Origin of the sequence: Gimesia chilikensis (assembly GCF_008329715.1) — a bacterium.
Lineage (GTDB): Bacteria > Planctomycetota > Planctomycetia > Planctomycetales > Planctomycetaceae > Gimesia > Gimesia chilikensis.
The window spans coordinates 945,861-957,283 of record NZ_VTSR01000032.1 but is presented as its reverse complement, the minus strand read 5'-3'; the positions used below and the strand labels follow the sequence as shown (position 1 = coordinate 957,283).

At 52.6% G+C, this 11,423-nt stretch carries 9 protein-coding genes; all 9 read right to left on the bottom strand.

All coding sequences use genetic code 11. The features are described from left to right. Nucleotides 1–19 precede the first annotated feature (19 nt). Nucleotides 20–292, bottom strand: a complete 273-nt coding sequence (locus FYZ48_RS28485) for a ribosomal protein L7/L12 (protein ID WP_198422293.1) — start codon at nt 290–292, stop codon at nt 20–22. A gap of 168 nt (nt 293–460) precedes the next feature. Further along, entirely contained in the window at nt 461–679 is a 219-nt protein-coding gene (locus FYZ48_RS28480; RefSeq protein ID WP_149345833.1) for a hypothetical protein, read from the bottom strand. A 452-nt stretch (nt 680–1,131) separates the two neighbouring features. Next, on the bottom strand, nt 1,132–2,436 hold the full coding sequence (locus tag FYZ48_RS28475) for a putative sugar nucleotidyl transferase (protein WP_187782275.1): 1,305 nt from the start codon (nt 2,434–2,436) through the stop codon (nt 1,132–1,134). Nucleotides 2,437–2,660: 224 nt separating this feature from the next. Then, nucleotides 2,661–3,503 carry a CheR family methyltransferase gene (locus tag FYZ48_RS28470; protein ID WP_261344378.1) on the bottom strand — a complete coding sequence of 281 codons (843 nt, stop codon included), beginning with the start codon at nt 3,501–3,503 and terminating at the stop codon, nt 2,661–2,663. Nucleotides 3,504–3,517: 14 nt separating this feature from the next. Beyond that, nucleotides 3,518–4,564, bottom strand: a complete 1,047-nt coding sequence (locus FYZ48_RS28465) for a protein-glutamate methylesterase/protein-glutamine glutaminase (RefSeq protein WP_149345830.1) — start codon at nt 4,562–4,564, stop codon at nt 3,518–3,520. Then, nucleotides 4,561–4,929 (bottom strand): response regulator, encoded by a 369-nt coding sequence (locus tag FYZ48_RS28460; RefSeq protein WP_149345829.1) that lies wholly within the window; start codon nt 4,927–4,929, stop codon nt 4,561–4,563. The genes FYZ48_RS28465 and FYZ48_RS28460 overlap by 4 nt, the downstream gene beginning before the upstream one ends. Before the next feature lie 316 nt (nt 4,930–5,245). Continuing rightward, a complete protein-coding gene (locus tag FYZ48_RS28455; protein WP_149345828.1) occupies nt 5,246–7,783 on the bottom strand; it encodes a methyl-accepting chemotaxis protein in 2,538 nt (845 codons plus the stop codon). Nucleotides 7,784–7,835: 52 nt separating this feature from the next. Then, complete coding sequence (locus tag FYZ48_RS28450; RefSeq protein ID WP_145040298.1) at nt 7,836–8,306, bottom strand: chemotaxis protein CheW; 471 nt, start codon at nt 8,304–8,306, stop codon at nt 7,836–7,838. After that, nucleotides 8,303–10,981, bottom strand: coding sequence for a hybrid sensor histidine kinase/response regulator (locus FYZ48_RS28445; protein WP_149345827.1), 2,679 nt, complete (start codon nt 10,979–10,981; stop codon nt 8,303–8,305). Before FYZ48_RS28445 ends, FYZ48_RS28450 begins: the two co-directional genes overlap by 4 nt. Between the last annotated feature and the right edge of the window lie 442 nt (nt 10,982–11,423).

The following is an 11,423-nucleotide window of genomic DNA, read 5'->3' as shown; positions in this document are numbered from 1 at the left end:
CACACAGTCCCCGACCAGGTTACCAGCAGACGAAAACCAGCAGCAGCGTCGAGGAAAGCCCGATCAAGAGGAGGGAGGCACAGCCCGACTTCATCGGGATCTCATATTTCTGAATCAAAGCATCAATAGCTTCCTTCGATTCTTTGAGCCCGGAACCAGTCAGTTCCCGGTACTCTTTGATGGCCTCGATTTTATTCCCCTGGCGGAGCGATTCGACAATCTGCTCCATGGCTTTGGTCTGGTCAGCGTCACCGGCATTGGGTTGAGAATTTTCTGCGGAAGTGTCATCCATCGAAGTGCCTTTCATAAAAAAAGCGAGCCTGTTGTCTTCACATGGAAAACAACAGGCTCGCTTAAGCTGTTCCCACGCATTTCCGTTTTAGCATCGGAAATGCGACTGGTTCAAGTAATTTCTGCTGGAATCATCAACCGGATCGCGCTCCTCTCCCACAACCCCGGTCTAGGAAACGAGGCAATCGGACAGACGGGGATTCCGCATCTGTCGCTCCGCCTGATAAGTGCAGGCTTTCGACAGCAGGTTTTTCATCTCGGCCAGTGAAACGTCCTGCAGATCGATATTCAGCTCCTGCAGACGATCGATGACTGCATTCGCCAGTTCCATACTGTTGGTTGCGGGGGATAAACCGTTCCACAACTCTTCCATGACCTGTTCTGACATGACCTTCTTCTCCTGTTTCATTTTTATATCACTTTTTGGTTGTCTCGTTTGCTTTCTCAGCGATGACTGGCTCATCAGTCATTGCCGGGCTGATCTCCTGCGGATAAGCCTGATAATTGGAAGAATCGCAAGGACTGTACCAAACCTGCCAAAAAACAGATTTGCGTCTGGATGCGAACGTAAATGCCTGTAAAGCCAGACTCTTGAGTTCACCAGTGGACTGGTAAGAATGACAACGCCCCTCGGGCCGCTCTCACGAGTGTCCTCGTTTTTGCGACATTCTTACATCAAGATGATAAGTCTTACGAAATAGCGGAATTCACCCAGATTTCGCTCAAGTCCCAGCACCTTTCTGACGCCGGTGACTGACACACTGTTAAGACAACACGAACGCCGTACAAGTTCGCTGGATTGTCTGACTGTGACAGCAGGTCGTCACTTTGAACTGTAAATCAGTGTTCTGCTGGCTGGGAACCGCGGGAAGCCAGCTTCTGGTCCCACCACTGAATCGCGGTTTCGCGTTCGTCGGCACTCTCATCCAGCAGCTGTTTCAGCAGTTTCTGCTGGGCAGTGGTCAGGCTCATTCCCCGCCGCTGCATCGAAGTCTCTGCCAGCTGCAGCATGCCGTCCAGATCGATCTGCCCATCGATCCGCCCCAGCCAGAACCGGGAAAAGGAGGGAATGTGCTTCGGCAGCAGTTCTCCCGTGGGGAGGACCATCGACATCACCCCCACCGAGGTGCCGGTATTAAACAGGCTGTTGAGCCCGGTTTTGGTGTGGTCGCCGATAAAACACCCCACCTTCACGGCCCCGGTATCAACGGGATAGCCCGAAATGGGAACCTTGACGTTGGAGTAATCGTTCTTGAGATCACTGTTGCTGGTCTGTGCTCCCAGGTTCACCCAGGGACAGATATAAGAGTGCCCCAGAAAACCGTCATGGTATTTGTTCGCATAGCCGTGAATGATCGACTCTTCAATCTCGCCTCCCAGTCGGCAGAACGGGCCGGCACTGGTTCCCGCTTTGAAATTCGCGCGGAACAGACGGGTTCCCCGACCGATATAGGCGGGTCCCTCGATCCGGGTGAATGCCTGAATCTGGGCCTCAGCTTCTACCACAATCGGTCCCTGGCGCGTGTCAAAGACAACAAAGGGATCGATCTCAGCCGACTCAGCAATCCGGACCAGATCCGGAGAACCGACGATCGTCAGGCTGCGGGCATCGCCGCCCGAGGCAAAAGTATCTGACGCGAATGCAAAATCTTCCAGCAACTGCTGACGGTTCTGATTCACCAGATCCCAGGGATAGCGGAGCTCCGTTCCCTGTACCGCCACGGGTTTACGGGTTGCGGCGATCTGGTTAATCGCGTCATCCCAGGCTTCGGTCGTCAGCAGCACTGACTCTTCCGGATCCAGCAGCAGGTAGGCCACACAGTCGCCCTGCATCCCGACTGTTTCATACGAAGCACTGGCAAGCTGTTTCAGATCCTCATTAGAGGGCAGCCAGCGGCCATTCACCAGCAGGGTGGGTGCTTCACTTAACCAGAGTGCATCATTGATGCGGGCATCCGCATGCGCTTCTGCATAGACTTCTGTCAGCACCGGACGGATCAGAACGCCCCATTCCGAAACGGGCAGGGTACGCAGCAATCGCTCGCGGAGCGAACAGGTACCGCACAGCAGTTCAAACACCGGTCGCATGAGCGAGACCGGTGAGAATTGCAGAGCAGAATGATCTTCAAAAATGGCAAGCCGCATTATCGGGCACTTCCCTGTGCGAAATCAGCTGAAAAGCAGGTGTGAAACATCAATTATTGACTCCTGATTGACCTTCCACCCGTGCATTAATAACAGATATGCACGGGTGAGAAAAGGCTATTTAATAAGAGAGAATTGATCTTCACGGACAGGGAATGATCCAAAAAGAATATTAATTTTCTTAATATTTCTATCTTCCCGGAAAGGCTTCCTGCCTGGCGGATTCAGCGAATTCCAGCTGAAAGCGGGCTCGAGTTTGCCAGTCGATAAATGGCCGACTGACATTCGGGCAGCTTGGTATAGTTATCTGAAATCCCCAGTACTGTTTCCGCTGCTCCCAGCAGTAACACGCCGGCAGACGACATCTGGCGGCTGATGCGGTCGAGAATGTCTTTCTTGGTCTCTGGTTTGAAGTAAATCAGGACGTTTCGGCAGAAAACAATGTCGAACATGCCCAGGTGCTGAAAATCTTCCAGCAGGTTCAGGTGCTTCCACTGAATCCCGGCTCCCAGTTCCGGTTTGATCTGCCAGCCCTGTTCGCACTGATCAAAGTGCTTCATCAGCAGCTGCACAGGCAAACCACGCTGAACTTCAAACTGGGAATAAATCCCCCCCCGGGCCCGATCCAGTGCTTTGCTGCAGAGGTCGGTCGAGACGATCTGAATATTCCAGTTAGCCAGTTCCGGGAAGTGTTCGCGGATCAGCATCACGATGCTGTAAGGCTCCTGCCCATGAGAGCAGGCGGAACACCAGATCCGCAGCCGCTGGGTTGTTTTCCGTTCGGCGATCAGGTTCGGTAAGATCGAATTTTTAAGTTCGTCGAAAGGACGTCTGTCACGGAAGAACGAAGACTCATTCGTCGTCATCGCTTCCATCACGTCTTTTTTCAGACTGGGATCGATACTCGATTTGAGTGCCAGCACGAGATCTTCGACCCCGTTCATACCATGTGACTGGGCCAGCGGAACCAGGCGGGCTTCCAGCAAGTACTCTTTGTTCTCGCCGAGAGACAGACCTGTTGTGTCCAGCAAAAAGCTGGTTATGAAATTATAATCTTCTGGAGACACGGGAACACCACTTTCTATAAAGAACAAAGTCGCGCCAGTTCAGAGGCAATATTTCTGAGCGGCAGCACCTGGTTGGCCAGTCCTGCCTTGGCGATAGCGCCAGGCATTCCCCAGACAACACTGCTTCGTTCATCTTGTGCGATAATATAACCTTGACGTTCACTGATCGATCGGGCTCCCTCGATACCGTCATCTCCCATCCCGGTCAACATCACCGCCAGCACAGAACTGCCATACCAGTTTGCTGCGGAGTTGTATAACGGATTGACTGAGGGACGGCAGAAATGCTCGGGCGCTTCCTGATTCAGTCGAATTACCATGCGATCATTCTGCTTGTCGACCACCATGTGATAATCACCTGGCGCGATGTAGATATGACCTCTTTCAATCAAAGCACCATCAACCGCTTCTGAAGTCGGTCGACCGGTATCCCGCTGGATATGTTCCGCCAGTGTTCTTGTAAACAAGGGTGGCATATGCTGGGCAATCAGAATCGGCAGCGAAAACTTCTCGGGCAGGGCGGACAATACTGTTTTTAAAGCATTGGGCCCTCCCGTGCTGGATCCGATGACCAGTACCATGGGAGTTTTTACAGGAGACGTGGTCGTACGCACCTGCAGTTGGGTCAGACTCTGAGAGTCGGTCTGCCTGCCACGAACCAGTGCCTTGATTAAAGGCAACAGATCGTGAGCCATCTGGGCGATTGCCTCAGCCGCATTCGAAGCGACCGGTTTGGCAACACATCCGGCGGCCCCCAGATCCAGCGCCTGCAGAGTAATTTCTGCACCGGCACGGGTCAGAGAACTGGCCATGATCACCGGCAGGTCAGGATGACTTTGTCTCAACTGCTTCAGACAGCTGATACCATCCATCACCGGCATTTCCACATCGAGCACAACGACATCCGCCTGGTGTGTATTCAACCAGGTCAACGCAGCCTGACCGTGCATTGCGGAACCGACAACACTGATCTGATCATCGAGATTAATTGCCTGCGTCATTAATCCACGAATCACAGCCGAGTCATCAACCAGAAGTACTTTGATTACCGGACGGCTCACAAAACACCTGTCTCTTCAAGCTTGTCGCGGACAATGTCTTCAGTGAACGGCTTCATGATGTACTCGTTGGCACCAGCCTGCATGGCCTGTACGATACGGGGCATATCATTTTCCGTAGTGCACATCACCACGATGGGCTGCTTCTGACGATCTTCTGCACGCAGTGCGGTCAGAAACTCCATCCCATCCATGATCGGCATGTTCCAGTCCAGTAAAATTGCATCCAGCTCCGGATTCGCACGCACGACTTCCAGAGCCTGTTTACCATCTTCCGCTTCCAGAACTTCCAGGCCAAACGCCCCCATCATGCGGCGACCAACCAGTCGCACTGCACGGGAATCGTCTACAAGTAATACCGTTTTCATTATCACCGGTCTCCCAGTATGTAAGTTATCGTTTAATCAAATGCCGACCCGCAGAACTGGTGAATCTCTTACAATCGCACCCCGCGGACAGGCGGTCGTTTCTTTTCTCATTCGAAGTCTAGGACACGATTTTGTGCCGGAGTCCGGCAAAGTCCAAAATCCTTAAATTTCAGCAGGTTTGAGTGTTTTGCCTGAACCTCAGTCTCGTTGTTAAAACAAAAAAACCGTCAGACCTGGCATTTGTAAATATACATGAGCTCAGACTGACGGTTGATTTGATTGACCTGCAGTGTCTGCCCCGTCAGGGCTAACCTGCTTAGATGGAACGCATCCGCTTCAGGAAGTTGGCAGCAGCTTCGTCTAGCTTGACTGATTCCTGAGTCAGCCCCTGAGCAGCGGCCAGCATGTCGTTTGCTGCCGTACCACTCTCGCTGGCTGCCTGGGAAACACCCGAAATGTTATTGGTCACTTCGGCAGTTCCGCGAGCCGCTTCAGCGACGTTACGGGAAATCTCGTTCGTAGCCGCGGTCTGTTCCTCAACCGCACTCGCGATTGTTGTGGAAATTTCGTTGATCTTACGAATGCTTTCCCCAATCGAACCGATGGCTGAAACCGCGATGTTCGTCGATCCCTGGATTGCAGAGATCTTCTCGCTGATTTCTTCTGTAGCACGTGCAGTCTGGCGAGCCAGTTCTTTCACTTCGTTTGCCACCACAGCAAACCCTTTACCAGCTTCACCGGCCCGGGCTGCTTCAATGGTCGCGTTCAGAGCCAGCAGGTTAGTCTGCTGAGCAATCGAAGTAATCACTTTCACAACCTGACCAATTTCACTGCTGGCATCACCCAGTTCTTTGATGGTCTCATTCGTACGATCTGCTTCACCCACAGCCTGTGAGGTCATGTGCGACTGTTCCTGTACATGACGGGCAATCTCGCTGATCGAAGCACTCAACTCTTCCGCAGCTGAAGAGACGGTCTCCACGTTGCGGGTTGCCTCTTCACTGGCCGCAGCCACAACCTGAGACTGGCGAGCCGTTTCATCAGCCATGTCAGACAGGCTCTTCGAGCTGGCCTGCATTTCTGTGGCAGATGAGGTAACAACACTTACGATGCCCTGTATTTCACTTTCGAAATCATCAGCCAGCTTGACCTGATCGGTAATCAGAGACCAGCTGACCATCGGGCCGATGTAATTGCCTTCCTTGTCGGTGATCGCTGTTGCCAGCAGGTCCAGAGTTTCGTCGCCCACCTTGATTTTGGCCCGGTGAGGCATGTTGGACGGATCAGCCAGCATCCGCCGCTGCATCTCGGGATTCTTATGGAAAATGTCGATGCTCTGACCAATCAGCTGATCAACGGGCTTGGGTAGCAGATGCTCAATGGCTTTCAGCTGCTTGTAGGAAGCAGGGTTCATGTAGACCATTTCGAAATCGCGGTTGGCCAGCAGCACATTAATGGGAATGTTGTCCATCATGTTCTGCACACGCACCATCTCGGCTTCAGCCAGCTTCTTCTCGGTGATGTCTGTCGCATATTTGACGACCTTCACCAGTTTTCCACTCTTGTTCTTGATGGGATTATAAGAAGCAGAAATCCAGATCTCTTTTCCACCTTTGGCGATGCGCTTGTACTCAGCAACCTGGTTAATCCCTGCATTCAGTTTTTCCCAGAATTCCTGATATTCGGCACTGTTCTGATACTCGCTGTCTACGAACATCCGGTGGTGTTTGCCCTGAATTTCTTCGAGGGAGTAACCGACAGTTTTACAGAAATTGTCGTTGGCCTTGATGATCGTGCCATCCATCTTGAATTCAATCACAGCCTGGGCATCGCTGATTGCGCCCAGCTGACCGGACAGATCGCAGTTCTCTTCTTCCTGCTGGACAGTCCCGGTGACGTCTTTCCAAGTCATGACAGTTCCGACACCCGCACCAGACTCACCGCTGGCAGCAGACAGACTGATTTCCAGGTAACGTTGTCCCACAGGAGCGGTGATCGTTTTCTCTCCCACCAGACCGGTAATCGCGGTCTGCAGTTCAGGAATGCGGGCAGCCAGCTGATTGATGCTGCCACCGACAACCTGTTGTGGTGTCAGTCCCAGTTCGCCGCTGAGTTGATTCAGCAGTTCCTGTCCCTTGCGGTTGATGTAGGTCAACTCGCCTTGAGCACTGACAAACAAGGTGGCCTGTGGACTGAATTCCACAATGCCGTAAAACTGATCAAGATTCTGCGACCGTTCAGTAGCCGCGCTCTGTCCCGTATTCTGTACTGAATCAATCGACATTTCACTCTTCTCCTTAGGATGGTTGATCTGCTCTTCAGATCGAATAGACTGTTCGGTTTGTGTTTCGTTTAACGTCTCTGAAGTCAGGTCAGGGTCCACGTCAGACGCTTCTGCTTCAAAGTCGGCTCCCGTTGAGCCCCCGGCAGCCGCTGATTGAAGTTGCTTTGCGCGACTTGAGTCTTTGGCTCCTTCAATCATCAGGTTTGCTACCGCTGTCAGTGCCTGATCCCAGGCGTCTTCCAGTTCATCACTCCAGTGTTCGCCGGCAAACTCAGCCAGCACACTCAACAGCGTTTGTGTGACGGGTGGGTAATCGTCTTCCTGGACACCCATTTCGTCATGTTCTTTTCCCAGTTGATGCAGAACCCGGGTCAGGGCTGTGGGATTTTCCAGTGACTTCATCACCAGCACCAGTGCCTGAATCAGTTTGCCCCGCTGCTCGGAAAAGTCGGTATGCGTAAAATAGCGCAGAAGATCGGGATAATCTTCGAATAACTTCTCATAGAACCGTTCTGCCAGCTGGTCGGCCCGGGGCGCCACCAGCTCGAACGATTCTCGAAGTGCAGTCACATTTAAATCCACGATTTGGCCCTTTTAAAATGCGCCGGAAAGAGAACGAAAGTCAGTCAAAATTCAAAATCGTTTCGACATCCAGGATGACAAACAGTCCCTCGTCCAGCTGAAACACACCAATCGTGACCGAACGCCAGTGTGGATCCAAAGTCCGGGGTACCGGTTCCATCGAACGTCCGGAAACGTTGATCACGTCTCCCACTTCGTCGACCAGCAGACTGAAAGACTCGCCTCCCAGCCGCGTCACGACATTCATTGATTCTTCGTTGTCCAGGTCAGGCAGTCCCAGACGCTTCCGCAGGCTGACCGCCGTCACAATCTGTCCCCGGAGGTTGAGCAACCCTTTAATTTCAGGGCGGGCCAGGGGAGTCGGCGAAATCACCTGCTCAGTCAGGACTTCCTGCACCATATTCACAGGAATTCCCAGCAGCTGACCATCCACGCGGAACGAGACATACTGACTCGAATAATCTAACTGCGACTCCATGCCGCTGGTTGAATCAGTCGCTGTAAGGCTCATGCATTGACTCCTGCACTATGTTTCGTCCGGGCAAAATGCTCATCCAGACAGGAAATGAGTTCGTGAGAATTGAATTTGACCAGGAACTGATCAAAGCCGGCCTCGGTGGCCCGCGTCTGATCTGCACTGCTGTTGGAAGAGGTCATCGCCAGCACGCAGGTCTCCTGCATGTTCGACTGTTCTTTCACCCATTCACAGAATTCGAAGCCATCCATCATCGGCAGGTCGAGATCGGTAACAATCGCCTGGAAATTCGCATTGCGTTCCAGAATCTCTACCGCTGCCACGCAGCTGTCACAGGTTGCGACAGAGTAACCTGCGGTCTCCAAAGCAGTCGCGACCAGCTGACGGAAGAACATTGAATCATCAACCACCAGCACCCGGAATGATTTCTTATCTTCGACCTTGGCAAACCAGTTGGGGGTGGAACGCATCACGTAATATTGAGTATCAATCACATCGATGGCATTCTTACCGATGATTGCCGTCCCCAGTATGCCCGGTCGATCGGACTGCATGCGGATCACCAGCTGCTCGTCGATGATGTCTTTTATCTCGTTAACCATCAGGCCCATCGATCGGCTGTTCTCCGAGAACACGACCACAGGCTGCGGATCAATTGTTTCTCCCCCGCCATACCCGGCACCTTCCACTGAAAGTAACGGCAGCAGGTTATCTCGATATTGCACGACTTTCCGTCCGCCATTCAGTTCAATGCTCTCCAGCGGGAACTCTTCCAGTCGGGCCACCAGTGAAAGCGGAACGGCCATGGTCTCATTGTCGCCGACACCGAACAGCAGCATGCTGATCGTTTCCCGTCCAGTTCCAGAGTTATTATCTTCTGCCACTGCCTGGGAGTGCGAGGAACTACCCCCACACTGGTTGAAGATACCCCCGACATCGAGGATCATCACAACCCGCCCGTCACCGAGAATTGTTGTCCCCTGATACAGGCCAATGTTTTTCAGCAGTCGTCCCACGGGTTTGACCACGATCTCTTCCGTGTCGAAGATCCGCGAAACAATCAGCCCGAACTGGTCTTCGCCAACCTGGACAACCACGATGTTTGTATCGTGCAGATCGTCATCATCTTCAAGTGACTCTTCTTCCAGTTGCAGGACTTCATTCAGATGGACCAGAGGCAGCAGGCGATCCCGCAGACGGAAGACTTTCTTGTCATGAATTGTTTCAATTTTTGTACGGTCTTCAGCGGAGAGACGTACCAGTTCGACAACACCCAACTGGGGAATCGCGAATGGCTGACCGCCACTTTCGAGTACCAGGGCCGAGACAATCGCGAGCGTCAACGGAATCTTGATCCGGACAGTTGTTCCTTTGCCCATCTTCGAATTCAGATCGACGGTCCCGCCGATTTTTTCAATCTGGGTCCGTACGACGTCCATTCCCACGCCACGACCGGAAATGGAACTGACCTGTTCTGCTGTCGAAAAACCAGGCTGGAAAATCATGGAAAAGACGTGGCTGTCCGTCATTGTGTCGGCGTCGGCTTCGTTGATCAGCCCCTGTGAAATTGCCTTTTTCAGAACCCGTTCACGGCTGATGCCGGCTCCGTCGTCCTGAATCTCAATAATCACATGACCGCCTTCGTGATAGGCATTCAGATGAATGGTCCCCGATTCCGGCTTTCCGTTGGCCTTACGGATTTCGGACGCTTCAATACCATGGTCGGCCGAGTTGCGGACCATATGCGTCAATGGGTCTTTGATGGCATCCAGCACCGTACGGTCGAGTTCGGTTTCCGCACCGGTCATTACCAGTTCGATATGTTTATGTGTCACCTGAGACAGGTCACGCACCAGGCGGGGCAGCTTATTCCAGGCATTTCCGATGGGCTGCATACGGGTCTTCATCACCCCTTCCTGCAAATCGGTTGTCACCCGGTTCAAATGGGTGATCGGCGCTGCGTACTTTGATTCCTCATCTCCCCGTGCCAGCTGCAGCAGCTGATTTCGTGTCAGCACCAGTTCCCCGACCAGGTTCATCAGGCTGTCGACAACGTTCACATTTACACGAATCGAAAGATCAGCGACGCTGACCTTGGATGATTTAGCCCCATCATCGGCAGCATCCGCTACGACTTCGGTAGTAGCTGGTGCCGGCTCTGGTGCTCTAACCTCTTGCGCGGGAGCTTCAGCCACTGGTTGAGCAACCGGTTCAGATTCGACGGGTGCTGATTCAGCAGGGGATGTTGCCGCAACTGCAGGAGCACTGATCTCTGCCGGCTCCGTTGGTGCTACCGTTTCCGGGGCAGCAGTTGTATCTGCCACGGGTGCCGTCGCCAGATTTGCCAGGTCATCCAGCATGCCGGTCAGAGTTGAATGATCGGTCTTGGGCTCTTCTCCGGTTGCTTCCAGCCCCTGCAACAGTTCTTTAATACTGTCGACAGCTTCCAGTACCAGAGAAATCGCTCCGGGAGAAACTTCCATCATCCGCTCGCGCATCTTACCCAGCACATTTTCAGCTGAATGCGCGACCGCTCCCAGATTCGTCAGTCCCAGAAAACCACAGGTTCCCTTAATCGTATGAATCGTCCGAAAGATGCTGGCGATCAGCTCAGCATTCTGAGGATCCTTTTCCAACTCAACAATTTCAGAGTCAAGTTGACCTAAGTTTTCCCAGCTTTCTGCCAAAAACTCCTGCAGAATATCGTCCATCAGCCCGTCCTGGTGATTAGGGAACGTATTATATAGTAATTTTGAAACCTGGCGGGAGGAGCTAAGTTACTTACAGACAGGGTCTTATCAACGTTCCCCGATGCATGATCTGTCGATATATTCCCTCTAGATGTAAGTATTCTCCTCTCAAGCACTATCGTCATTTTTGCTGGAGCCCCTTGAGGTCGTGTGATCCAGACTACGCGCAGGGAGGGGAATACTTGTCGAAATTTGTCACATGCCAGCGACTGCGAACAGTATCTGTCCAGTAAATTCGCACACAATCTCCCGGGACATTCGCCAGTCACCCGGCACGCGCACAAATACTTAACATTGTTGAATTATTAAGAACTCAAACGAGTTGCTGCGTTCGGTTGTGTGGCCGTGCATAGACTATTACAATCAGCCCCGAAAACGAGTTACAAAGTACGCGCATCGAGAT

What these genes read in the sequence shown, in the direction of transcription:
- FYZ48_RS28485 (WP_198422293.1), bottom strand. Translation starts at nt 292, where the DNA reads ATGGATGACACTTCCGCAGAAAATTCTCAACCCAATGCCGGTGACGCT.
- FYZ48_RS28480 (WP_149345833.1), bottom strand. Translation starts at nt 679, where the DNA reads ATGTCAGAACAGGTCATGGAAGAGTTGTGGAACGGTTTATCCCCCGCA.
- FYZ48_RS28475 (WP_187782275.1), bottom strand. Translation starts at nt 2,436, where the DNA reads ATGCGGCTTGCCATTTTTGAAGATCATTCTGCTCTGCAATTCTCACCG.
- FYZ48_RS28460 (WP_149345829.1), bottom strand. Translation starts at nt 4,929, where the DNA reads ATGAAAACGGTATTACTTGTAGACGATTCCCGTGCAGTGCGACTGGTT.
- FYZ48_RS28450 (WP_145040298.1), bottom strand. Translation starts at nt 8,306, where the DNA reads ATGAGCCTTACAGCGACTGATTCAACCAGCGGCATGGAGTCGCAGTTA.
- FYZ48_RS28445 (WP_149345827.1), bottom strand. Translation starts at nt 10,981, where the DNA reads ATGGACGATATTCTGCAGGAGTTTTTGGCAGAAAGCTGGGAAAACTTA.